This window comes from Pseudomonas sp. Bc-h (genome assembly GCF_002080045.1).
In the GTDB taxonomy this organism is placed as follows: domain Bacteria; phylum Pseudomonadota; class Gammaproteobacteria; order Pseudomonadales; family Pseudomonadaceae; genus Aquipseudomonas.
Genome location: NZ_MUIN01000009.1, coordinates 164266 through 185611, shown reverse-complemented (window position 1 = coordinate 185611; position 21346 = coordinate 164266). Strand labels below are relative to the sequence as shown.

Sequence of the window (21346 nt, the reverse complement as noted above, 5' to 3'; positions counted from 1 at the left end):
TTGGAAGCTGATAAAAATACTGTATGTTTAAACAGTATTCAGCGAAGAGGAATCGACCATGCAAGTGAACCAAGCCGACAACAACATTGCATTTACCGTCCAGGCCACAGAGCCAACCTTCAGCAGTGTCTGGGGCAACGAGATGCAACGCGAAGACTTTCTCGCCCTGGCCGCTGGCGTGCGCCAGTTCAGTGCAACCCAGGTCGACCTGGCGTTCGTCTCCGGGACTCTGTCTTATTCTACGGAACACGCTCAGCTTGCAGCCGAATGATTTCACCGCTGGCGTCATAACAGGCCTATGGTGAACATCGGTACAGGTGAGTCAGGCCTTGTAGGGTGTGGCGGACGTCACAGCGACTTCCGGAACTGGCGCGCTGTCAGCTTCGGGCTGACGCTGCTTGCCGGTTCTGATGAGGCTGAGTGCGATCAGCGTGCCAATGACGGATAAAACGCACCAACCGAGCAAAAATGTAATCACGTCTGGTTCTCCGAACTGCAGAAATCGGGTTGCCATGAAAAATGACAAGCTGTCCATCCGAATCTATCGGCCGTGTCGCGAATTTCCTGAGGCCGAAAAGCGCGCAGCTTGAACAATTGTCGGGTACTGCGCAACTCCCCCGGACCAATGGGGTCTTGCATTAAACATAGTCAAACTCGAGGCCCATGTTTATGAAAGATCTTGGTTCACGCCTGAAAGAAGAACGCAAAAGCCTCGGCCTCTCGCAACAGGAGTTCGGTGCGATTGGCGGAGTCGAAGCCAACGCCCAGGGGAAATATGAAAGCGGCGAGCGCATTCCTCGTTCCGACTACCTCGCGGCATTGGGCAAGAAGGGGGTCGATGTCCTTTACGTGCTCTCTGGCAAGCGCACGCCGATCTCCGTCGACACCCTGAATGACGCCGAACGCGCGATCATCACCCATTACCGTGCCTTGAGCGAGGACGATCGGGATGCGATTTCGCAACTGGCCAATTCCTTGTCCGAGTGCGCGATGGACGCCGCCGCGCAACAGTCCGCGTGAAGCAAGGAGGGGTGAGCTGATCGCCTGCTTGCGAAAAAATATATGAAACGTATATGCTTCGTATATTAAACGCGAGGTCATTTATGGGACTGGTCAAGATTTCCGAACAGATGCACGACAACATTCGCTCGGCCAGCGCCGCGCTGAGCCGTTCGATCAATGCTCAAGCCGAGCACTGGATGCGCGTCGGCATGCTCGCCGAACTCAATCCCGGTCTGAATTACAGCGATATCTGCCAATTGCTGATCCGCGCCGAAGCGGCGGGCGATGTGTCGCTGAGCGCGCAGCCAGACGAGGCTGTCTCCAACGAACTCGCAGTCAGGGCGGTGGCGCGATGAGCATCAGTATCAAGAGCGAAGCCGATCTGGTCGGGTTGAGAGTGGCAGGGCGTCTGGCGGCCGACGTGCTGGCGATGATTGCTCCGCATGTGAAGGCGGGCATCAGCACTGAAGCGCTGGACGACATCTGCAACGATTACATCGTCAATGAGCTGAAGGTCATCCCGGCCAACGTCGGCTATCACGGCTTCACCAAAACCACCTGCATTTCGCCGAATTCGGTGGTTTGCCACGGCATTCCGTCCGCCGATGACATCCTCAAGGACGGCGACATCATCAATATCGATGTCGCGGTGATCAAGGACGGCTGGTACGGCGACACCAGTCGCATGTACTACGTCGGCGAGGTCAGCCCGCTGGCTCGACGTCTGGTGGAAACCACCTACGAAGCGACACTGGCCGGCATTCATGCGGTGAAACCTGGGGCGACGCTGGGCGATATCGGTAACGCAATCCAGACCGTGGCGTACCGCGAAGGCTTCAGTGTGGTGCGTGAGTATTGCGGCCACGGCATTGGTCGCAAATACCATGAAGAGCCTCAGGTATTGCACTACGGTGCGGCGGGGAAGGGGTTGCGGCTGAAACCGGGGATGGTGTTCACCATCGAACCGATGATCAACGCCGGCAAGCCCGGAACTCATGTGCTGGACGACGGCTGGACCGTGCTCACCCGCGACCAGTCATTGTCGGCACAATGGGAGCACATGGTGGCGGTGACGCACACCGGTTTCGAGCTGCTGACCCCTTGGCCGGAAGGCACCGGCGATTACCCGGCGGTGTGAGAAAAGTCTCTCCTGGAAGAATAAAGTCACAATTGCATAAGTGACGAAAAGACGACTTACCTTGTAGGCTCTTTCTCGTTCCCCTGTAGTGCTGCTGCCTGACCGGCTCATGGATGATCAGATCGGCAGCACTTGGGGAGAACACCATACGTCATTCATGAAAAAACCGGCCTTGGCCGGTTTTTTTGTGGGCGTCGATTCTAGTCTTGCAGTTGCTTGGCGGCTTCAACGCCCGCGGAACTCAACTTGACCGGGTACTTCAGCAAGCGTTCACCCTTGGCCGGGCTGTCGACGCATCCGTCGTGTATCAACCCGGCGTTCTGCAGATGTTCCAAGGTGTCGGCGACGGCATGTTCCCCCCTGTAATTGTCCAGCACCTCTTTACCCAAACCGGCCGGATGAGCGTGCAACAGCCGGGTCAGGACTTCTTTCTTGAGCGCGTTATCAATGGTCATATTTACCTCGCTTTGCTGGTTTCATGAGCGCTGCATGTAAATACCGACCACGGTGTGCCACGTTCGTTTGGACTTTTATCGTTTCAGGTTCGCTTCCACTGAACCTGAGTGACGCCCAGTCCTTCGGCGTAGAGCAGGGCGAGCCTGAGAGGGCCCGCAACGACACTGCCATCAAGATTTCCTACGCCCGCGTGCAGGGTAGCGAAATGCAGGGCGTCGCTTTCGCACAGATGTCTCGCGTGGTGGGAGAAGTGCCTGGGTTCGCCTCGAAACCGGTAATGAATTTCAAAATCCTTAGAGTCATTCATCGTCATTGGCCTGTGGGGCGTCGTGCACGCCGCGCTGAAATTGAGTACTTCCTTATGTACCTGACAGGATGGCCGTCGTGTGCATCCACGGTGCTGTCACTTCATTTCGAGACCGATGCAGGCGTACCTCTGCGTCAAGGGCCCGGGATCGTGTTGCGTTTTCTCTGCCTGAGACGAGTGGTCCGCAGCTGCCGTGCGGTCCCACCGACTGCGAGAGAATTGCATTGTTCGAGGACCTTTTGCATCCCCAGCCGATCAGCGGCAATGTGCCACATCTGTTTGGATGAACCCGCTACTTCGAGGCCATCGGTGCGCCCGTTTTTACACTGTTTTGGAGGTATTGCACGGCCCTTTATGGCAGGGCGCTCGAAAACAGGCGTAAGCGGAAATCTTTTGTCGAAAAAGGGCAATCTGATGGCCCGCAGGCAGCCGCTTTTCTGGAAAAATCCTTTCTTTTCAGGCAATTCCGGGACGAGAGCGTATGCGTAAAGTGGGTTTTGGCGTGGCGGCGTTTATTTTGATGGTGGCGGCATTCCCCGCTCAGGCCCGGAGCGTCAGCAAGAACGACCAGCAGGTGTGCAAATGGGGAGCGGGCATAGCAGGCGTGGCACAGCAATCCAAGCTCTCCGGGACCACGCTGTATAGCGCACGAAAAAAGCTACAGGCGAAGAAATATTCAAAGCCGTGGATGAGCAAGATGGCGGTGGGCATCACCGAACAAACCTACAAGAGTCCTTCGCGTCTGAAACCGGCAGCGGTCAGGCAGACTTATTACGAAGGCTGCATCCAGCACGACCTGGCGCGCAAGTGACACGCCCATAGCAGTCCGGCTTGCCGGCGGTGAACTCGTTGAGATCGCCGCTACCGCAAGGCCCGACTGCCACAAAAAGTAATGATGCCGAAATCCACTATCAGTGGCAGTTGCCCGCCAAGTGGTAGTGCTGTGCTTCGGCTGCTGCGGCGGTATCGAATTCGACCCGGTTTTTCTCCGAGATCGCGTTGTACGACGGGCAATCCGGGCGATGGTAGACCATGGTTTTCTTGTTGCCGCGAATCGCCACGGTCAGGTTCTTCGCACCGTTGTTGGCGATTACCGCGGGCTTCATGGGATTGGGCAGTGTAGGGCGTGGCTGCGCCGAGGCAGTTGAAGGGCTACCGCCACTGAAGTTGGCGCTGAGGAATATCGGCGCGTGGTCGGAAACACTGTCACGTCCTTTGGCGTGGGTCATGCCCAGGAATTTCGGGTAGTTGAACACTTGCACGTCGTTGACCCGGATCGCCGTGTTCTTGCTGACGAAAATGTTGTCGTAGAGGTTGGCAAACTTGCCATCGGTGGTCGACAGCGTGCTGGCCCCTGCAAGCATCAGCGGTTTGGCGCTGGCATCCAGATGGTCCCAGGCGGGTGAGGTCGGCGGTGTGTTGAAGTCACCCATCAGCATGATCTGGTTATTGCCGGGGTAGGTGTCTTTCAGCCACGCCCAGTAATCGGACAGCGCGGTGATTTCCGAAGCGCGGTCCGCCTGACTCTTGCCGTACAGAATGTGCACCGTGGCGACTACGAAGGTGGTGCCGTCCTTGAGCGATTTGAATCGGGCAGAGTAAGGCTCGCGTTCGAAGGTGTCGTTGCGGTCCAGGTAGGTCACTGCCCCATCTTCATAGGCCACGACGTCGTCACGCCAGACGAAACCATACATCTCCTTGTAAGACGACCGGCCTACCGCGTGGGACGCCATCGCGCTCCAGTGTTTGCCGGTCTGTCGGGTCAACTCCTTGGCCAGCGCCTGCAGCGCGTCTTCGTTCATCAACTCTTGTACAGCAAGGAAGTCGACCTTCTGCGCCACCTTGGCAATGCCCTGAAAATCCTTGTTCGGTCGCACGCTCAGGTGCTCCAGATTCCAGGTGCCGATATTGACGTCGGCTGAAGCGTTTTGCAGAAAAGAAAGGGCCAACAGGAATGAAACAAAAAATCTGAGCATTGTTTTCCAACTACGGGCTGATTGACGCGAAGGCGAGACAGCAATGACTCGCCGGTAATGCTGAGCGGGTTCGACCAAATGAGGGGTTCAGAGGGGGATCAGTCTTCCTTGGGCACGGTCCAGAAAATCTGCACGCCGCCGTCATCGCGGTAGGCGAGAGTGACGTTGTCGTTTTCGGCGATTTCCTCGAGCAACTGATTCCAGTCATCTTCCAGTTCGTCGGTCAGACGAAAGATCAGCGCGGAACGGGATTTCTGCGCGGTAGGTGAGTTGATGATCTTTTGGATGCGAATGCCCATGCGCTCATAGGGGCCAGGAGCAGGGGCTGAAGCGGCAGAGTTAGACACGAAAGTGATCCCTTGTTTTTGCTGTATGTGCATACAGTATTTCAGTGTGGGACGTTTCGCAACTCTGGAGTAGGGTGAACCTGGATGGCGACTTTAATCGCTGATTTCCCCTACGCACATTTCATCCGCGAACCAAACGTGATTGAGTCGATCTGATCCCTTGTTAGCGATTGAGTTCGCGATGATCGGAAATAAAGGAGTCGGCATGAATATCAAAGGGTTGGGTCTGACTGTGGCGCTGGCATGTTGCGCTGTGTTGGCCGGGTGCTCGACGTCCACCGTGGTGACGCTGCAGAACGGTACGCAATACGTGACCAAGGACGCGCCGAAGACCAAGAGCAAGGATGGTTTCTACGAGTTCCAGGACATCTCCGGCAAGACCGTGAAAGTTCGCGCTGACGAGGTCGCGACGGTCAAGGAGGAAGATTGATACACAGAGCCTGATCGAGGCCGTTTCGATCAGGCTTTTTTCTGCCCGACCGTTTCGTTGCAGACAGTCGGTCCGAATTCGATAGGCCGCACCGGGGCTTAACCGACGCTGGAGTGATATTCTTGCGCCCCAACCCTGAACCCTATGGGATTTCCGTGAAATTCATCCACCAGCGCGAGCACCTCAACGAAGGCGACATCGTGGTGATCGAGTGCTCCAATACCTGCAACATCCGCCTCATGAGCGATGCCAACTTTCGCAGTTTCAAGAACGGTGGACGCCACACCTACCACGGCGGTGCGTTCGACCGCTTCCCGGCAAAAATCGTCGTGCCGAGCACCGGTTTCTGGAACATCACCATCGACACGGTGACCCAGCGCGCGATCAGCGTGACCCGCAAGCCGAACGTCAAGCATTCGATCAAGATCGTCCGCCGTTCCAGCTCGCGGCTTTCATGAGCATCCCGCCCGCTCATCGCATTGGCAAACCCGCGAAATATTCCAGCGTTCAAATCTGCTCCAGCAACCACGCCCGAAACGCTTGCAGCGAGGGCAGCATTTCGTTGCGTGGCGGGTAGGTCAGGTAGTAATTGCGCTGACTGGCGAACGGCATGTCGAGGCTGATCAGCTCGCCGTTCGCCAGTTCGTCGGCCACCAGAATACGCGGTACCAGGCCGATGCCGATGCCGGCCCTCACGGCCTGGATCAAGTGCGAGGTCAATTCGAAACTGGCCCCCAGCCGCATCATGCGGTGGGGCAGGCGATGATGGCTGAACCAGTCGCCCCAGACATTGGGGTTGTTCGCGACGTTGAGGAGCATTTCTCCGGCAATCAGTTCCGGGGTCCATTCCCCGTGGACTTCGGCGGTCTGCGGCGAGATCACCACCACCAGTTCTTCGGCGTGCAGGCGATGGCTGATCAGCCCAGGCAGATCGCCATGGCCGACGACGATGGCGGCGTCGATGCCGCTGGTTTCGAAGTCGATGGCGTCGATGCGTGAATTGATGTGCACCAGCATGCCGGGGTGGGTCTTGTAGAAGTCATGCAGGCGCGGCAGCAACCATTTCGAACCAAAGGTGGGCAGCGTGGCCAGACGCAGAGTGCCGCCGCCGGATTGATAGGCCATGGCCTGCAAGGTGGCGCTGCGAATACGCCCCAGGGCATCGCTCATTTCCCGCTGATAAAGGCGCCCGACATCGGTCAGCTGCACTTGCCGGCCTTCGCGACGGAACAGCGTCAGGCCCAGTTGCTGTTCCAGCGCCTGTACCTGACGACTCACCGCGCTCTGAGTCAGCGACAGCTCGACGGCAGCGCGGGTATAGCTTTCATGACGCGCCGCCGCTTCAAAAGCCAGCAGCAGTGACATGGAGGGCGTGAGGTGACGGTAATTCATTCAGAAAAGTCATCGATAGCGGCAGGAATATCTGTTTGTACCGCGCCAGAACCTGCGGGATCATTGGCGCAAACAACGACCCGAGGCTGACCGATTAATGCCTGGGCGACAAGTATTTTGATGTTTTCCGTGATCAGACCGACAAGAGGCCATCCCACGATGATCGCCCAACTGCCTACCGTTAAACCTGCGGCACAGTACCCCGATTTTCTCGACGCCCTGCGCGCCAGCGGTTTCCGCGGCCAGCTCAGTGCCGACTACGCCACGCGCACCGTGCTGGCGACCGATAACTCCATCTACCAACGACTGCCCCAGGCGGCGGTGTTTCCGCTGGACGGCGACGACGTTGCGCGCATCGCCACGCTGATGGCCGAGCCGCGTTTCCAGCAGATCAAGCTGACCCCGCGCGGCGGCGGCACCGGGACCAACGGCCAGTCGTTGACCGATGGCATCGTCGTCGATCTGTCGCGGCACATGAACAACATCCTTGAAATCAACGTCGACGAGCGCTGGGTGCGGGTGCAGGCGGGGGTGGTCAAAGATCAACTCAATGCCGCGCTCAAGCCTCACGGCCTGTTCTTCGCGCCGGAGCTGTCTACCTCCAACCGCGCGACCGTCGGTGGCATGATCAACACCGACGCCAGCGGGCAGGGCAGTTGCACTTACGGCAAGACTCGCGACCATGTGCTGGAACTGCACAGTGTGTTGCTCGGCGGGGAGCGTCTGCACAGCCAGCCGCTGTCCGATGCCGAGCTTGAAGCGGCATGCGCGCAGCCCGGCCGTATCGGTGAGGTCTATCGCACCGCGCGGCAGATTCAGGAAACCCGGGCAGATCTCATCGAGTCGATTTTCCCCAAACTGAACCGCTGCCTGACGGGTTATGATCTGGCGCACCTGCGTGACGAGCAAGGCAGGTTCAACCTCAACAGCGTGCTGTGTGGCGCCGAAGGCTCGCTCGGTTACGTCGTTGAAGCCAAGCTCAACGTCTTGCCGATTCCGAAGTACTCGGTACTGGTGAACGTGCGCTACAGCAGCTTCATGGACGCTTTGCGCGATGCCAATGCGCTGCTCGCCAAGAAGCCGCTGTCCATCGAAACCGTGGATTCCAAAGTGTTGATGCTGGCGATGAAGGACATCGTCTGGCACAGCGTCGCCGAATACTTCCCGGCCGATGCCGAGCGCCCGACGCTGGGCATCAATCTGGTGGAATTCAGCGGTGATGAAGTCGATGAGGTGAGCGCGCGCGTTGCGGCCTTCGTCGAGCACCTGCAAGTGGACAAGACCATCGAGCGTCTGGGCCACACGTTGGCCGAAGGCGCGGCAGCTGTCACACGGGTCTACACCATGCGCAAGCGTTCGGTAGGTCTGTTGGGCAACGTCGAAGGCGAGATTCGCCCGCAACCGTTCGTGGAAGACACCGCCGTGCCGCCGGAGCGACTGGCCGATTACATCGCCGAATTCCGCGCGCTGCTGGACAGCCATGGCTTGGCCTACGGCATGTTCGGGCATGTCGACGCTGGCGTGTTGCACGTGCGTCCGGCACTGGACATGAAAGACCCGGCGCAGGCCGCGTTGGTCAAACCGATTTCCGATGCAGTCGCGGCGCTGACGCAGCGTTATGGCGGCCTGCTATGGGGCGAACATGGCAAGGGCTTGCGCTCCGAATACGTGCCTGCGTTTTTCGGCGAACTGTACCCGGCGTTGCAATCGCTCAAGGGCGCGTTCGACCCTCACAACCAACTCAACCCGGGCAAGATTTGCACCCCGCCGGATGCCGCCGAAGGTCTGCTTAAGGTCAACGAAGTAACCCTGCGTGGCGATCTGGACCGCACAATCGACGAGCGCGTCTGGCAGAGTTTCGGCAGCGCCGTGCATTGCAACGGCAATGGTGCCTGCTACAACTTCGACCCCAATGACGCCATGTGCCCGTCGTGGAAAGCCACCCGCGAACGCCAGCATTCGCCCAAAGGCCGTGCTTCGCTGATTCGTGAGTGGTTGCGTCTGCAGGGTGCTGCCAACATCGATGTACTGGAAGCTGCGCGAGGCAAGGTGGCCTGGCTCAAGGAGCTTCCTGCGCGTGTGCGAAACAACAGGGCCCGGCAACGAGGAGAGGCGGATTTCTCCCACGAAGTCTACGACGCCATGGCCGGTTGCCTGGCCTGTAAATCCTGCGCGGGGCAATGCCCGATCAAGGTCAACGTCCCTGAATTCCGCTCGCGTTTTCTCGAGCTGTACCACGGCCGTTATCAGCGTCCACTGCGCGACTATCTGATCGGCTCGCTGGAATTCACCATTCCCTACATGGCTTACGCGCCGGGCCTGTACAACGCGGTGATGGGCTCGAAGTGGGTGAGTGGCTTGCTGGAGCGCCACGTCGGCATGCTCGACAGCCCGCTGATCCATCGCTACAACCTGCAGGCAACGTTGAGTGCATGCAAGGTCGGCGTGGCCAGCGTTCCGGCCCTGCGCGAACTGACCGAGGAGCAACGTCAGCGCAGCGTGGTGCTGGTGCAGGACGCCTTCACCCGTTACTTCGAAACACCGCTGCTGGCGTCCTTCATCCAGTTGGCGCATCAGATGGGTTATCGCGTATTCCTCGCGCCCTACAGCGCCAACGGCAAGCCGCTGCATGTGCAGGGTTTCCTCGGTGCCTTTGCCAAAGCGGCGGTGCGCAACGGCAGTCAGCTCAAAGCGTTGGCTGATTGTGGCGTGCCGCTGGTTGGTCTGGATCCGGCGATGACCCTGGTCTATCGCCAGGAGTATCAAAAGGTACCTGGGCTGGACGATTGCCCGAAGGTCCTGTTGCCGCAGGAATGGCTGATCGATGCGCTGCCGGACGCGCCGAAAGACACCACGCAGACATTCCGCCTGATGGCGCACTGCACCGAGAAAACCAACGTGCCGGCCAGTACCTCGCAATGGGAGAAGGTGTTCGGTCGACTGGGCCTCAAGCTGGTGACCGAAGCCACCGGTTGCTGCGGCATGTCGGGCACCTACGGCCACGACGCGCGCAATCAGGACACCTCTCGGACCATCTTCGAGCAGTCTTGGGGCACCAGACTGGACAAGCAGGGTGAAGCGTTGGCGACCGGATATTCCTGCCGCAGCCAGGTCAAGCGCATGGCCGACAAGCAACTGCGTCATCCGCTGGAAGTGGTGCTGGAGCAACTGCTGGCCAGGCAGCGCGGCTGAGCCTGGATGCAGATGCCCGCTCGTGGGGGCGGGCATCTTCACATCCAGCAGTACCCTTAGCAGGCCTGAGGCACTTCCCCTCTGGCCAGGCGCGCATTGATGTCATCGATCACCTTTGGCAGGTCGACGATGGTGTCGATCAGGTAATGCGGGCGTGAGCCTTCGAACATCTCGCCGATGCGCGAGCGTTCCCGCGCCAGTTCTTCGCTCGACAACTTCCTGAACTCATCAAAAGTCAGCCCCAGTGCGTTGCCGGAACAAGTCAGCGCGACCGTCCACATGCCCGCTTTGCGTCCCTCCAGAATTCCCGGCCAGGTGTCGTCGACTTTCACGCAGGCAGCGACGTCATCGATACCCAGCGCGATCACGTTGGCCAGGGCCTGGGCAGGGTAGGGTCGGCCATTGGGGACTTCGTCGGTGGCTACCACATGATCGGCGACGTAGCCGTTGGTGCGCGCTAGTTCCACGACCTTGGCCATCACCGCCGCCGGATAGCCGGAGCACGAACCGATTTTCAGGCCCTTTTCACGTAGCTCGCCAATCACCTCAAGCGCGCCGGGAATCACCGCCGAGTGCTCGGCGATCTTTTCGATCTGCAGCGGCATGAAGCGGTTGTAGATTGCCGTCACATCCTCATCGGTCGGCAGGTGCCCGAAGGCGGCTTGATAGCGCTCGGCGATTGCCGGTTGGTTGCACAGGGTGCGGATGTGGTCCCATTTGCCCATGCCCATCGGGCCGCGAGCTTCTTCGAGGGTAACCGCAACGCCGAACTCGCCGAAGGCCTCGACGAAAATCTGCGTCGGGGCAAAGGAGCCGAAGTCGACGACCGTACCCGCCCAGTCGAGGACCACGGCTTGCAGGCGTTCAGGGGATTGGTAGTTCATGGGTGTTCTCCTTGTTTTTAGATAAAAGTGGCCCGCTTCTTCGTAAGGAAAAAGGCCGGTAAAGCAGATGAAGTCAGGCGTTCAGTCAGGCGATGCAGGCGTCAGGGCGCAGGACTCGAACAGTTCGGCAATGATCGGCCGGTTGCGCCGAATACCCAGGCAACACAGGAAGTAGTTGATGTGGATCGGGTCCTCGATGAAAGAAACCGCCTTGGTCCCTGGCTGATCGGCGTATTCCACCGCCGATACGAATCCGATGCCGATGCCCTGAACCACCGCATGCACGATGGCTTCGCGGCTGTTGAGCTGCATCACGCAGTCCAGCGCGACCATGTGTCTGTGGCAGGCCTCTTCGACCAGCTGCCGGGTACGCGAAGCTTTCTCCCGCAGCACCACCCGTTGCGAGCTGATCTCCTTGATGCTGACCTGTTCGCGCGCGGCCCAGGGATGGTCTTCGCGCACTACGCCAAGGATCGGGTAAGTGCGATACAGCTGGGTTGTCAGCCTGTGGTCGAACTCGGACAGCGCCAGAATCGCCACGTCGATGTCGAAACTGTACAAACGCTCCAGGGTTTCGGCTTCGGTGGTAAACGAGGTTTCCAGATCGATGTCGGGATACTGCTGCATCAGCGAGTAGGTCAGGCTCATGGCAATCGGCGGTGACACCGCGCCGATCCGCAGCATCCCGTGCTTGCGCTGACTGAAGCTCTGCAGCAGTTGCAGCGCTTCGTCTTCCTGGCCAAAGACCCCCTGGGTGATTTCGTAAAGCTTCATGCCCGATGCACTCAGTTCGACGAACCGGCCGCGACGGTGGAACAGCTCCACCGAAAAACGTTTTTCCAGCGCGCTCACCTGCTCGCTGATGGTGGGCTGGCCGACGCTCAGGTACTGGGCCGCGAGCGAAAAACTCCCGGTCTTGGCCACTGCGTGAAAGGAACGTAACCACTTGTGATACTGGTACATGAACGTTCGGATCCTGAGTCGTCGGCTTTCTAGTGTAGGCGGCGGTCAGCGTCTGACGAACAACGCCACGAATGCGCTGCACAGGCAACTGATGGTTACCACGATGAAGATCAGCGAGGTGTTGCCGGTGCTGTCCAGCATGCGCCCGATCAAGGGTTCTGCCAGACCGGCGAACAGGTACGACGAGAAGTTCATGATGCCGGTAGCAGTACCCGCGCGTTTTGCGCCCACCAGATCGGGGCACAGCGCCCAGAAGCTGGAAGCCGGGCCGTAGACGAAGAACCCGCAGAGGAACAGGGCAATCAGGCCAACCGAGCTGTGCGCGGGCAGGCTCCACATCCACAGGCTGGTCATCGCGCCGAGGCACATGTAAAGCATGATCGCCAGATAGCGTTTGGAGCCGAACAGTTTGTCCGACACCCAGCCGTTGCTCAGCGCACCGACCGCCATCCCGACCGGCAGCGCCACAGTGATCCACTTCGGATCGACGAAGCTCTGGCCCTTCTGCCAGTCGGCGCCGAGGAAGTGCACCGGTACCCAGACGATCAGCCCGTAACGCGCAGCGTTCTGAAAGCCCAAGGACACGGCGGCGATCAGCAGGCGCACGTTTTTCAACACCGCCTTGTAGCGTTGCGCAGAAGTCTCTTCGTTGCCGTGGTCGACTTCGTGGGACTTGTCGTCGGCGTTGGCGACGCCAGTGTCGCCCAGTGGTTCGAAGCCCATGTCCTGGGGTTTTTCCCGGGCCACCAGATAAAAGATGATTCCGCCCGCGAGCATCAGCAGCACAGGCAAGCGGAAGATCCAGCGCCATTCGAGATGAAAGACCTCCAGCACCACGACCGAGGTGACGTAGGACAGAACGGAGGCGCAACCGGCCGCGAACACGTAGAAACCATACATTTTGCCGCGCTCGCCGGCGCTCCACCAATTGGAGAGCAGGCGGCTGCCGGGCGCCCAGCCGAGGGCCTGGAAGTAACCGTTGATGCCCCACGGCAGGATCAGGCTGCCAAATCCGCCGGCGAAACTGGTGACCCAGTTGGCGCCGCAGGACAGCACCGCACCGAGGGTCATGATGCGTCGGCCGCCAAACTTGTCAGCGAGGTTGCCGTTGATCGCCTGGCCGATGGCGTACGCCCAGAGCATTGCGCTGGAGGCCCAGCCCAGGGTTTCCTTGCTCAGTCCGAATTCGGCCTGGATGCCGGGAATGGCAAACCCGAAGGTCTGCCGGCCGGTGTAGAAAAACAGGTAGCAAAACATGGCGGCCAGCAACATCCGCCACTGAGCGATACGAAAACGCGACATCGGTACGGCAAGACCTGAAAGACTTTCGGCGCGATTCATGGTGTTTTCCTTTCTTGTTTCGCTCTCGCAGGCCAGCAGCCGGCGAGTCGGCACTCTTTACGGTGCAACAGGAAATGGAACGAGACGGTTCTTCGTTCCAGCGTAGTTTCGATGGCGGCTTCAGGCAGCGAGAGCGCCGATGAAATTCTTGCCGCGCGCGCCTTGCAGGGCGTACTCGACCATCTCTCGGGCTTCGGTGTCGCTGACGCCGTAGTCGGAGAATTCGGTCTTCACCTCAAGGCTTTGCAGGAACTGCTGCAACTGGCTCTGGGCGTGAGCCAGGTCCGGGCCGAAGATGCGTTGCAGCACGCGGTCGCGTCCGGCATCGCGGCCCCAGGCCAGACCGAGCACGTAGGGCAGGGAGAACGAGCAGGCGATGCCGTGGGGCAGGCCGTGTCGCAAGGTCATTTCGTAAGAAATGGAGTGGGCGAGGGCAGTCTTGGTGTTGGAAAAGGCCATGCCGGCCTTCAGCGCGGCCAGCGCCATGCGCGAGCGAAGCTCCTTGTTGCCGAGGTCGTGGCGCAGCCCGGGCAGGCACTGAAACACTTCCTCGATGGCAGACACGGCGAAGGTGTCGGAGATCGGGTTGGCGTTGACGTTCCAGATCGACTCCAGTGCGTGGGACAGCGCATCCAGCCCGGTCGATACCGTGACGCCGGCAGGCACGGTGAGCATCAGGTCTGGGTCGACGATCGCGGCTTTGGGCCAGGTGCAGTCCAGATGCAGCGAATATTTCCTTTTCTGCGCGGTGTCCCAGATCGTCGCCCAAGGCGTGACTTCGCTGCCGGTCCCGGCCGTGGTGGGCGCGGCGATCAGGGTTTTGTGGCGAGACGGGGTAAAGGGCTTGCCCAAGGCGAGCAGCGCCAGCAGATCATCGAAACGCCCGGACTCGGTTCCGACGATCAATGCCTTGGCCGTGTCGATGGCGCTGCCGCCACCGAGGGCGAACACCGTGTCGCAGTGCTCGGCGCTGGACCAGAAGTCCTCGTAGACCGCACGCAACTGAGCGACGTCAGGGTTGGGCTGAACGTCCTCGAAGACATACACCAGACGGTCGCCGAGCAACGCCTGAACCTTGTCGATCAGCCCCAGACCGCGAGCTTCCGGGAAGGTCACCAATGCCACACGCTGATTTGTAGTCAGGGCAGTGATCTGATCAAGGCTGCCGCTGCCGAAGTACGTCGCGACAGGGTTGTGAAAAAGAGCGGCCATTGCGATTCCTCTTGTTGTTGTTCTCGTGGGAATCATCATCACGGCGTCATCGCCAATGCTCAAATCGATTGATTCGCAGTTTCTATCGGCTGCGCCGATACCGGCGCGCAACGAAAAACTCGCGCCATGGGCGCGAGTTTTTAGTGAATCAGGATCTTTCGGCTGAGTCAGCAGCACCTGGGCTTAACCGTGGTCCCTGAGCCTGACCGGATAATGCGAGGACACGGCGTCGGTCCGCTTGCCGAACTGGGCCCTGACGCGGGAAATCTCTTGGCGAATCCGGTCGCGAACCTGCATCTGCTGTTCCTGGGACAAGGATTCGTACCACTGCCGCTGGGCCTCACGGCTTTTTGCGACAGCGCCCGAGCCGGGCAAGGTGGAGATGATCGATTGAACGAAGTCGGAGGCGGGATCGGCGCCTTCCTCGATTCGAATGTCCATTACGGCCGGGTCCATCGTTACTGCTCCAGGAGTCCTTTGAATATGGCGGCATCGTTATTGTGCGAGCGGTGATGCCTTAATGCCGCCCATCTTAGCTCAGGGTTAGCGGCCGCAGAACTCTGCAGCGAGAATATGTTTCGCGATCAGGGCGCGCCGTAGAGCGGTGTGCGAAGACGCTGTTGACAAAACCCGGAAGGATTCTCATAGTTTCGCTCACGCAAACGTTTGCGATTGGTCCAGGTCCGCAAAACCGACCCGCAACCGGTGCCGATAAAATAATCATAATGTCGGAGTGTTTCCATGAAGCTGCCATTCGCTGCACGTCTTCTTGCTGTTGCCATGCTCACCGCGAGCGCTGTTACCCTGCCTCTCTCTTCTGCCTACGCCGACGACGCGAAGAAACCTACCGTCGCACTGGTGATGAAATCCCTGGCCAACGAATTTTTCCTGACCATGGAAGACGGCGCCAAGGCTTATCAGAAAGACCATTCCGCCGATTTCGACCTGATCTCCAACGGCATCAAGAACGAGTCCGACACTGCCGCGCAGATCGACATCGTCAACCAGATGATCGTCAAGAAAGTCGATGCCCTGGTCATCGCCCCCGCCGACTCCAAAGCCTTGGCCTCAGTGCTCAAGAAGGCTCAGGACGCAGGCATCAAGGTCGTCAACATCGACAACCAGCTCGATGCTGACGTACTGAAAAGCAAAGGGATGGAAGTGCCTTTCGTAGGCCCGAACAACCGTAAAGGCGCCAAGCTGGTGGGTGACTACCTGGCCAAGCAGCTGACCGCGGGTGACCAGGTCGGCATCATCGAAGGCGTACCGACCACCACCAACGCTCAACAGCGCACCGCCGGCTTCAAGGATGCGATGGACGCGGCGCAGATGAAAATCGTCTCCACGCAGTCGGGTAACTGGGAAATCGACAAGGGCAACGCCGTCGCTTCGGCCATGCTCAACGAATACCCGAACCTGAAAGCACTGCTGGCCGGTAACGACAGCATGGCGCTGGGTGCAGTGTCGGCCGTTCGCGCAGCGGGCAAGGCAGGCAAGGTGCAAGTCGTCGGTTACGACAACATCAACGCCATCAAGCCAATGCTCAAGGACGGTCGCGTTTTGGCGACGGCTGACCAGTTTGCCGCGCGACAGGCAGTATTCGGCATCGATACCGCGCTGAAAATGGTCAAGGGCCAAAAGCTCGACATCAAGGACGGTGTGATCGAGACCCCGGTCGAACTGGTCACCAAGCCTCAGTAAGCCTGGCTGGTCTTCTACATCCGTAAATACCGCCAGTCCATCCGGGCTGGCGCGTGGAGAGCGTTATGTCAGCGTCTGCTCAGGCCGCTGTTCTATCTGTCAGCGGTATCGGCAAAACCTACGCCCAACCTGTCCTCGGTGACATCGACCTGACGCTGATGCGCGGCGAAGTGTTGGCGCTGACCGGGGAAAACGGAGCGGGTAAAAGCACCTTGTCGAAAATCATCGGCGGGCTGGTGACACCCACCACCGGCCAGATGCAGTTTCAGGGTCAGTCCTACGAACCTGCCAGTCGCACCCAGGCTGAAAAGCTCGGGGTGCGCATGGTCATGCAGGAACTCAATCTGTTGCCGACGCTGTCGGTCGCGGAGAATCTGTTCCTCGACAACCTGCCCAGCCGTGCCGGTTTCATCAACCGTAAAAAGCTGCGTGAAGACGCAATCAAGGCCATGGCCCAAGTGGGGCTGGAAGCCATCGACCCAGACACCCTGGTCAGCGAGTTGGGCATCGGTCATCAGCAGATGGTCGAAATCGCCCGTAACCTGATCGGCGATTGTCACGTGCTGATTCTCGACGAGCCAACGGCAATGCTCACGGCCCGTGAAGTGGAAATGCTCTTCGAGCAGATTACCCGTCTGCAGGATCGCGGCGTTTCCATCATTTATATCTCCCATCGCCTCGAAGAACTGGCGCGCGTCGCCCAGCGCATCGCCGTGCTGCGTGACGGCAAACTGGTGTGCGTTGACGCCATGGCCAATTACAACAGCGAGCAACTGGTCACGCTGATGGTCGGTCGTGAACTGGGCGAGCAGATCGACCTGGGGCCACGAAAAATCGGCGAGGTCGCCCTGTCGGTCAAAGGCCTGAGCCGTTCCGACAAGGTGCGCGATGTGTCATTCGAGGTTCGCGCCGGAGAGATCTTCGGGATTTCCGGACTGATCGGCGCCGGCCGCACCGAGTTGTTGCGTCTGATCTACGGAGCGGACGCCGCCGACAGCGGCTCCATCGCGGTCGGTAGCCCGTTGCAGACGGTTCGCGTCAACTCGCCGGTCGACGCGGTCGGCCATGGCATCGCCCTGATCACCGAGGACCGCAAGGGTGAAGGCCTGCTGTTGACTCAGTCGATCAGCGCCAACATCGCACTGGGCAACATGCAAGCCATTTCCAACGCTGGCGTGGTCAACGGCGGCGCAGAAATGTCCCTGGCCAGACGTCAGGTGGACGCCATGCGCATCCGCAGTTCCAGCCCGACGCAGTTGGTGTCGGAATTGTCCGGCGGCAACCAGCAGAAAGTGGTCATCGGCCGCTGGCTGGAGCGAGATTGCCAAGTGATGCTGTTCGATGAGCCAACACGCGGGATCGACGTCGGTGCCAAATTCGACATCTATGCCCTGCTGGGCGAACTGACCCGTCAGGGCAGGGCGCTGGTGGTGGTCTCCAGCGATCTGCGTGAACTGATGCTGATCTGTGACCGCATCGGCGTGCTCTCCGCCGGCCGGCTGATCGACACCTTCGAGCGCGATACCTGGACTCAGGACGAGTTGCTTGCCGCAGCCTTCGCCGGCTACCAAAAACGTGATGCGCTGCTGTCTGAAGCCGCGCCCAGGAACGACTGATGAAAACCTCTACCACACCCGCCGCATTGCCTTCGCCAGGCAAGCGCAGCGGCATCTACTTCGGCCTCGGTACCTATCTGGGCCTGGCGGGCGCCTTGCTGGCGATGATCGTGCTGTTCTCCTTTCTCAGCGATCACTTCCTGTCCTACGAAACCTTCAGCACCCTGGCCAACCAGATCCCGGACCTGATGGTCCTGGCCGTCGGCATGACCTTCATTCTGATCATCGGCGGCATCGACCTGTCGGTGGGTTCGGTACTGGCATTGGCAGCATCGGCGGTCAGCGTGGCGATGCTCGGTTGGGGCTGGGGCGTTTTCCCTTCGGCTTTGCTGGGCATGGCCTGCGCGACGGCCGCGGGTACGCTGACCGGCTCCATCACTGTGGCCTGGCGCATTCCGTCGTTCATCGTTTCGTTGGGCGTGCTGGAGATGGCGCGGGGTGTGGCGTATCAGTTGACTGACTCGCGCACGGCCTACATCGGCGATTCGTTCGCCTGGCTGTCGAACCCGTTCGCGTTCGGCATCTCGCCTTCGTTCGTCATCGCCTTGCTGGTGATCTTCGTGGCCCAGGCGGTGCTCACCCGCACCGTGTTCGGCCGTTACCTGATCGGCATCGGCACCAACGAAGAAGCGGTGCGTCTGGCGGGGATCAATCCGAAGCCCTACAAGATTCTGGTGTTTTCGCTGATGGGGCTGCTGGCGGGCGTGGCGGCGCTGTTCCAGATTTCCCGTCTGGAAGCGGCAGACCCCAACGCAGGTTCGGGCCTGGAACTGCAAGTCATCGCCGCCGTGGTGATCGGTGGCACCAGCCTGATGGGCGGACGCGGTTCGGTCATCAGCACCTTCTTTGGCGTGCTGATCATCTCTGTACTGGCGGCGGGCCTGGCACAGATCGGCGCCACCGAACCGACCAAGCGCATCATCACCGGCGCGGTGATCGTCGTGGCAGTGATCCTCGACACCTACCGCAGCAATCGCGCACGGCGGCGCGGCTGATATGGCAACCATCAAAGACGTCGCTGCAATCGCAGGCATTTCCTACACCACCGTGTCGCATGTCCTGAACAGGACCCGGCCGGTGAGTGACGAGGTGCGCAAGAAGGTCGAGGCCGCCATCGCGCAACTGGACTACGTGCCCAGCGCCGTGGCGCGTTCATTGAAAGCCAAATCCACGGCAACCATCGGCCTGTTGATTCCCAACGGCATCAACCCGTACTTCGCCGAGTTGGCCAGGGGGATCGAGGATTACTGCGAACGTAACGGTTTCTGCGTGATCCTCTGCAACTCCGACGACAACCTGGACAAACAGCGCAGCTATTTAAGAGTGCTGCTTGAAAAGCGTGTGGATGGCCTGATCGTATCGTCGGTGGGTGGTGGCGACAGCCTCGTAGAAAGCCTGTCGGCGGTACGTACGCCGATGGTCATCGTTGACCGGGACCTGGAAAACATCAGTGCCGATCTGGTGCGCATCGATCACGAACTCGGTGCCTATCTGGCGACGTCCCATCTACTGGAACTGGGGCATCGTCACATCGCCTGTATTTGCGGCCCGGCTGAAACCAGCGTGGCGCGGATGCGTCTGGCCGGTTATCACCGCGCCATGCAGGAGGCCGCTATCGAGGTCCCGGAAAGTTGGGTCGTAGAAAGCGACTTCACCGGCCCAAGCGGTTATCGCGCGGCCTGCAGCTTGCTGGAAGGCGAGCGCCCGACAGCGATATTCGCCGCCAACGACATGGTCGGCATCGGCGTTCTGCGCGCTGCCGCCGAACGCAATGTGCGCGTGCCAGCCGACCTGTCGGTAATCGGCTTCGATGACATCCAGATGAGCCAGTATGTGTATCCGGCGTTGACCACCGTGGGGCAATCGATTTTGCAATTGGGCGAGCGCGCCGCTGAAGTGTTGCTGCGGCGGATTTCCACGCGCGGTGACAGCCCGGTTCAGCAGTTGATCGTCGCGCCGAGTATCGTCCTGCGCGAATCCACTGCGCCTCCCACCAACGCATTCAACGAGTTTCGCTGAGCCGAACCCTGGGTTCGGATTGAAGAGTAAAGACGTCATGCAAGCAAAAGTAGTGATAGTGGGCAGCCTGAACATGGACTTGGTGACACGCGCGCCGCGTCTGCCGCGCGCCGGGGAAACCCTGGCCGGGCAGTCGTTCGTGACGGTCCCGGGCGGCAAGGGCGCCAATCAGGCAGTCGCTGCCGCGCGCCTCGGTGCGAGTGTCGCGATGATCGGCTGCGTGGGCGACGACGCCTATGGCGAACAATTGCGTTCGGCGTTGCTGGCCGAGGGCATCGACTGCCAGGCCGTGACCGCCATTGCCGGCGAGTCCACCGGTGTGGCGCTGATCGTGGTCGACGACAACAGCCAGAACGCGATCGTCATCGTCGCCGGTGGCAATGGTCACGTCACGTCGAACGTCGTCGATGGTTTCGATGCGTTGCTGAGTCAGGCCGAGGTCATCATCTGCCAGCTGGAAGTGCCGATGGCCACGGTGGGGCATGTGCTCAAGCGCGGACGCGAGCTGGGCAAGACGGTCATCCTCAATCCCGCGCCAGCCAGTGGCCCGCTGCCCGCCGAATGGTATGCCTGGATCGATTACCTGATCCCCAACGAAAGCGAAGCCACTGCGCTGACCGGTCTGCCAGTCGACAGTGTGGCGACGGCCGATGCCGCGGCCAGTGCGCTGCTGGCGTCGGGCGTAGGCAAGGTCATCGTGACACTGGGCGAGCACGGCGCACTGTTTGCCAATAAAGCCAGTTCGCAGCACTTCCCGGCACCCAAGGTGAAACCGGTCGACACCACTGCGGCGGGGGATACTTTCGTCGGCGGATTTGCGGCTGCACTGGCTGACGGCAAGTCCGAATCCGAAGCGATACGCTTCGGACAGATCGCGGCGGCGTTGTCTGTCACGCGCGCCGGCGCTCAGCCTTCCATCCCGACCTTCAACGACGTGCAGAGCTATCAGCCATGAAAAAAACACCGTTGCTCAATATTGCGCTGTCCCGGGTCGTTGCATCGCTGGGGCATGGCGACGTGCTGATGATCGTCGACGCTGGAATGCCAGTACCGCCCGGCGTTGAACTGATCGATCTGGCCGTGACCCACGGCGTGCCTGATTTTGTCAGCGTGCTGAATACGGTGTTGGCGGAAATGCAGGTGGAAAGCCACGTGTTGGCCGACGAGATGCGCGGCAAGCAGCCACCCGCGCTCGCCGTTGTCGACCAACTGAATGCGGCGGGCAGTCTGGGCGAGCAGCGTCTGGTCAGTCACGAAGCCTTGAAGCAGCTGAGCCGCCACGCCCGCGCCATCGTGCGCACGGGCGAATGTCAGCCTTACACCAACATCGCGCTGGTGTCCGGCGTGGTGTTCTGATCGAAGCGTTACGC

At 60.0% G+C, this 21346-nt stretch carries 25 protein-coding genes; 14 read left to right on the top strand and 11 right to left on the bottom strand.

Translation table 11 applies throughout. From position 1 onward, the window contains the following. The first annotated feature begins 58 nt into the window (after positions 1–58). Complete coding sequence (locus BWR59_RS17460) at positions 59–271, top strand: hypothetical protein (protein ID WP_081566886.1); 213 nt, start codon at positions 59–61, stop codon at positions 269–271. A 51-nt stretch (positions 272–322) separates the two neighbouring features. Here the strand turns inward: BWR59_RS17460 and BWR59_RS17455 are convergent, their stop codons facing one another. Then, positions 323–535 (bottom strand): hypothetical protein, encoded by a 213-nt coding sequence (locus BWR59_RS17455; RefSeq protein ID WP_081566885.1) that lies wholly within the window; start codon positions 533–535, stop codon positions 323–325. 134 nt (positions 536–669) lie between these two features. Between BWR59_RS17455 and BWR59_RS17450 the strand changes: the two genes are divergently transcribed. From BWR59_RS17450 to map, 3 genes are all read left to right on the top strand, one after another. Continuing rightward, a complete protein-coding gene (locus tag BWR59_RS17450; RefSeq protein ID WP_081566884.1) occupies positions 670–1020 on the top strand; it encodes a helix-turn-helix transcriptional regulator in 351 nt (116 codons plus the stop codon). 83 nt (positions 1021–1103) lie between these two features. Then, positions 1104–1358, top strand: a complete 255-nt coding sequence (locus tag BWR59_RS17445; protein WP_081566883.1) for a ParD-like family protein — start codon at positions 1104–1106, stop codon at positions 1356–1358. Continuing rightward, a complete protein-coding gene (map, locus tag BWR59_RS17440) occupies positions 1355–2140 on the top strand; it encodes a type I methionyl aminopeptidase (protein WP_081566882.1) in 786 nt (261 codons plus the stop codon). Before BWR59_RS17445 ends, map begins: the two co-directional genes overlap by 4 nt. A gap of 200 nt (positions 2141–2340) precedes the next feature. Here map and BWR59_RS17435 read toward each other — a convergent pair whose 3' ends face one another. Both BWR59_RS17435 and BWR59_RS32870 read right to left on the bottom strand, forming a co-directional pair. After that, positions 2341–2595 carry a hypothetical protein gene (locus BWR59_RS17435; protein ID WP_081566881.1) on the bottom strand — a complete coding sequence of 85 codons (255 nt, stop codon included), beginning with the start codon at positions 2593–2595 and terminating at the stop codon, positions 2341–2343. 83 nt (positions 2596–2678) lie between these two features. Continuing rightward, the gene (locus BWR59_RS32870; RefSeq protein ID WP_081567172.1) at positions 2679–2903 is read right to left on the bottom strand and encodes a DUF6555 family protein; all 225 of its coding nucleotides are present in this window, start codon (positions 2901–2903) and stop codon (positions 2679–2681) included. A gap of 481 nt (positions 2904–3384) precedes the next feature. Here BWR59_RS32870 and BWR59_RS17425 point away from each other — a divergent pair, with 481 nt between their 5' ends. Continuing rightward, the gene (locus BWR59_RS17425; RefSeq protein WP_081566880.1) at positions 3385–3714 is read left to right on the top strand and encodes a hypothetical protein; all 330 of its coding nucleotides are present in this window, start codon (positions 3385–3387) and stop codon (positions 3712–3714) included. A gap of 100 nt (positions 3715–3814) precedes the next feature. Here the strand turns inward: BWR59_RS17425 and BWR59_RS17420 are convergent, their stop codons facing one another. Both BWR59_RS17420 and BWR59_RS17415 read right to left on the bottom strand, forming a co-directional pair. Beyond that, positions 3815–4879, bottom strand: a complete 1065-nt coding sequence (locus BWR59_RS17420; RefSeq protein WP_081566879.1) for an endonuclease/exonuclease/phosphatase family protein — start codon at positions 4877–4879, stop codon at positions 3815–3817. A gap of 98 nt (positions 4880–4977) precedes the next feature. Then, positions 4978–5259: a DUF1654 domain-containing protein gene (locus tag BWR59_RS17415; RefSeq protein ID WP_081566878.1), complete on the bottom strand. Its 282-nt coding sequence runs from the start codon at positions 5257–5259 to the stop codon at positions 4978–4980. Positions 5260–5431: 172 nt separating this feature from the next. Here BWR59_RS17415 and BWR59_RS17410 point away from each other — a divergent pair, with 172 nt between their 5' ends. Together BWR59_RS17410 and BWR59_RS17405 are read left to right on the top strand one after the other, a co-directional pair. Further along, complete coding sequence (locus BWR59_RS17410; protein ID WP_081566877.1) at positions 5432–5656, top strand: YgdI/YgdR family lipoprotein; 225 nt, start codon at positions 5432–5434, stop codon at positions 5654–5656. A gap of 155 nt (positions 5657–5811) precedes the next feature. Beyond that, positions 5812–6114, top strand: coding sequence for a DUF1883 domain-containing protein (locus tag BWR59_RS17405; protein ID WP_081567171.1), 303 nt, complete (start codon positions 5812–5814; stop codon positions 6112–6114). A gap of 49 nt (positions 6115–6163) precedes the next feature. Here BWR59_RS17405 and BWR59_RS17400 read toward each other — a convergent pair whose 3' ends face one another. Beyond that, positions 6164–7048 carry a LysR substrate-binding domain-containing protein gene (locus BWR59_RS17400; protein ID WP_081566876.1) on the bottom strand — a complete coding sequence of 295 codons (885 nt, stop codon included), beginning with the start codon at positions 7046–7048 and terminating at the stop codon, positions 6164–6166. Positions 7049–7207: 159 nt separating this feature from the next. Here BWR59_RS17400 and BWR59_RS17395 point away from each other — a divergent pair, with 159 nt between their 5' ends. Next, positions 7208–10240, top strand: a complete 3033-nt coding sequence (locus tag BWR59_RS17395; RefSeq protein WP_081566875.1) for an FAD-binding and (Fe-S)-binding domain-containing protein — start codon at positions 7208–7210, stop codon at positions 10238–10240. A 56-nt stretch (positions 10241–10296) separates the two neighbouring features. Here BWR59_RS17395 and phnX read toward each other — a convergent pair whose 3' ends face one another. From phnX to BWR59_RS17370, 5 genes are all read right to left on the bottom strand, one after another. Further along, positions 10297–11124: a phosphonoacetaldehyde hydrolase gene (gene phnX / locus BWR59_RS17390; protein ID WP_081566874.1), complete on the bottom strand. Its 828-nt coding sequence runs from the start codon at positions 11122–11124 to the stop codon at positions 10297–10299. An 81-nt stretch (positions 11125–11205) separates the two neighbouring features. Then, positions 11206–12087 (bottom strand): LysR substrate-binding domain-containing protein, encoded by an 882-nt coding sequence (locus BWR59_RS17385; protein ID WP_081566873.1) that lies wholly within the window; start codon positions 12085–12087, stop codon positions 11206–11208. Between the two features lie 45 nt (positions 12088–12132). Beyond that, positions 12133–13428: an MFS transporter gene (locus BWR59_RS17380; RefSeq protein WP_081566872.1), complete on the bottom strand. Its 1296-nt coding sequence runs from the start codon at positions 13426–13428 to the stop codon at positions 12133–12135. Positions 13429–13548: 120 nt separating this feature from the next. Next, positions 13549–14640 carry an iron-containing alcohol dehydrogenase PsrA gene (psrA, locus tag BWR59_RS17375; RefSeq protein ID WP_081566871.1) on the bottom strand — a complete coding sequence of 364 codons (1092 nt, stop codon included), beginning with the start codon at positions 14638–14640 and terminating at the stop codon, positions 13549–13551. A 183-nt stretch (positions 14641–14823) separates the two neighbouring features. Continuing rightward, positions 14824–15096, bottom strand: coding sequence for a hypothetical protein (locus BWR59_RS17370; RefSeq protein WP_081566870.1), 273 nt, complete (start codon positions 15094–15096; stop codon positions 14824–14826). Positions 15097–15381: 285 nt separating this feature from the next. Here BWR59_RS17370 and BWR59_RS17365 point away from each other — a divergent pair, with 285 nt between their 5' ends. From BWR59_RS17365 to rbsD, 6 genes are all read left to right on the top strand, one after another. Further along, the gene (locus tag BWR59_RS17365) at positions 15382–16341 is read left to right on the top strand and encodes a sugar ABC transporter substrate-binding protein (protein WP_081566869.1); all 960 of its coding nucleotides are present in this window, start codon (positions 15382–15384) and stop codon (positions 16339–16341) included. Positions 16342–16406: 65 nt separating this feature from the next. Beyond that, a complete protein-coding gene (locus BWR59_RS17360) occupies positions 16407–17957 on the top strand; it encodes a sugar ABC transporter ATP-binding protein (RefSeq protein WP_081566868.1) in 1551 nt (516 codons plus the stop codon). Beyond that, the gene (locus BWR59_RS17355; RefSeq protein ID WP_178111240.1) at positions 17954–18952 is read left to right on the top strand and encodes an ABC transporter permease; all 999 of its coding nucleotides are present in this window, start codon (positions 17954–17956) and stop codon (positions 18950–18952) included. Before BWR59_RS17360 ends, BWR59_RS17355 begins: the two co-directional genes overlap by 4 nt. Position 18953: 1 nt before the next feature. Further along, positions 18954–19976: a LacI family DNA-binding transcriptional regulator gene (locus BWR59_RS17350; RefSeq protein WP_081566866.1), complete on the top strand. Its 1023-nt coding sequence runs from the start codon at positions 18954–18956 to the stop codon at positions 19974–19976. A gap of 37 nt (positions 19977–20013) precedes the next feature. Beyond that, complete coding sequence (rbsK, locus tag BWR59_RS17345) at positions 20014–20931, top strand: ribokinase (RefSeq protein ID WP_081566865.1); 918 nt, start codon at positions 20014–20016, stop codon at positions 20929–20931. After that, positions 20928–21332: a D-ribose pyranase gene (gene rbsD, locus BWR59_RS17340; RefSeq protein ID WP_081566864.1), complete on the top strand. Its 405-nt coding sequence runs from the start codon at positions 20928–20930 to the stop codon at positions 21330–21332. Before rbsK ends, rbsD begins: the two co-directional genes overlap by 4 nt. The last annotated feature ends 14 nt before the right edge of the window (positions 21333–21346 follow it).

What these genes read in the sequence shown, in the direction of transcription:
- BWR59_RS17460 (WP_081566886.1), top strand. Translation starts at nt 59, where the DNA reads ATGCAAGTGAACCAAGCCGACAACAACATTGCATTTACCGTCCAGGCC.
- BWR59_RS17455 (WP_081566885.1), bottom strand. Translation starts at nt 535, where the DNA reads ATGGACAGCTTGTCATTTTTCATGGCAACCCGATTTCTGCAGTTCGGA.
- BWR59_RS17450 (WP_081566884.1), top strand. Translation starts at nt 670, where the DNA reads ATGAAAGATCTTGGTTCACGCCTGAAAGAAGAACGCAAAAGCCTCGGC.
- BWR59_RS17445 (WP_081566883.1), top strand. Translation starts at nt 1,104, where the DNA reads ATGGGACTGGTCAAGATTTCCGAACAGATGCACGACAACATTCGCTCG.
- map (WP_081566882.1), top strand. Translation starts at nt 1,355, where the DNA reads ATGAGCATCAGTATCAAGAGCGAAGCCGATCTGGTCGGGTTGAGAGTG.
- BWR59_RS17435 (WP_081566881.1), bottom strand. Translation starts at nt 2,595, where the DNA reads ATGACCATTGATAACGCGCTCAAGAAAGAAGTCCTGACCCGGCTGTTG.
- BWR59_RS32870 (WP_081567172.1), bottom strand. Translation starts at nt 2,903, where the DNA reads ATGAATGACTCTAAGGATTTTGAAATTCATTACCGGTTTCGAGGCGAA.
- BWR59_RS17425 (WP_081566880.1), top strand. Translation starts at nt 3,385, where the DNA reads ATGCGTAAAGTGGGTTTTGGCGTGGCGGCGTTTATTTTGATGGTGGCG.
- BWR59_RS17420 (WP_081566879.1), bottom strand. Translation starts at nt 4,879, where the DNA reads ATGCTCAGATTTTTTGTTTCATTCCTGTTGGCCCTTTCTTTTCTGCAA.
- BWR59_RS17415 (WP_081566878.1), bottom strand. Translation starts at nt 5,259, where the DNA reads ATGCACATACAGCAAAAACAAGGGATCACTTTCGTGTCTAACTCTGCC.
- BWR59_RS17410 (WP_081566877.1), top strand. Translation starts at nt 5,432, where the DNA reads ATGAATATCAAAGGGTTGGGTCTGACTGTGGCGCTGGCATGTTGCGCT.
- BWR59_RS17400 (WP_081566876.1), bottom strand. Translation starts at nt 7,048, where the DNA reads ATGAATTACCGTCACCTCACGCCCTCCATGTCACTGCTGCTGGCTTTT.
- BWR59_RS17395 (WP_081566875.1), top strand. Translation starts at nt 7,208, where the DNA reads ATGATCGCCCAACTGCCTACCGTTAAACCTGCGGCACAGTACCCCGAT.
- phnX (WP_081566874.1), bottom strand. Translation starts at nt 11,124, where the DNA reads ATGAACTACCAATCCCCTGAACGCCTGCAAGCCGTGGTCCTCGACTGG.
- BWR59_RS17385 (WP_081566873.1), bottom strand. Translation starts at nt 12,087, where the DNA reads ATGTACCAGTATCACAAGTGGTTACGTTCCTTTCACGCAGTGGCCAAG.
- BWR59_RS17380 (WP_081566872.1), bottom strand. Translation starts at nt 13,428, where the DNA reads ATGAATCGCGCCGAAAGTCTTTCAGGTCTTGCCGTACCGATGTCGCGT.
- psrA (WP_081566871.1), bottom strand. Translation starts at nt 14,640, where the DNA reads ATGGCCGCTCTTTTTCACAACCCTGTCGCGACGTACTTCGGCAGCGGC.
- BWR59_RS17370 (WP_081566870.1), bottom strand. Translation starts at nt 15,096, where the DNA reads ATGGACCCGGCCGTAATGGACATTCGAATCGAGGAAGGCGCCGATCCC.
- BWR59_RS17365 (WP_081566869.1), top strand. Translation starts at nt 15,382, where the DNA reads ATGAAGCTGCCATTCGCTGCACGTCTTCTTGCTGTTGCCATGCTCACC.
- BWR59_RS17360 (WP_081566868.1), top strand. Translation starts at nt 16,407, where the DNA reads ATGTCAGCGTCTGCTCAGGCCGCTGTTCTATCTGTCAGCGGTATCGGC.
- BWR59_RS17350 (WP_081566866.1), top strand. Translation starts at nt 18,954, where the DNA reads ATGGCAACCATCAAAGACGTCGCTGCAATCGCAGGCATTTCCTACACC.
- rbsK (WP_081566865.1), top strand. Translation starts at nt 20,014, where the DNA reads ATGCAAGCAAAAGTAGTGATAGTGGGCAGCCTGAACATGGACTTGGTG.
- rbsD (WP_081566864.1), top strand. Translation starts at nt 20,928, where the DNA reads ATGAAAAAAACACCGTTGCTCAATATTGCGCTGTCCCGGGTCGTTGCA.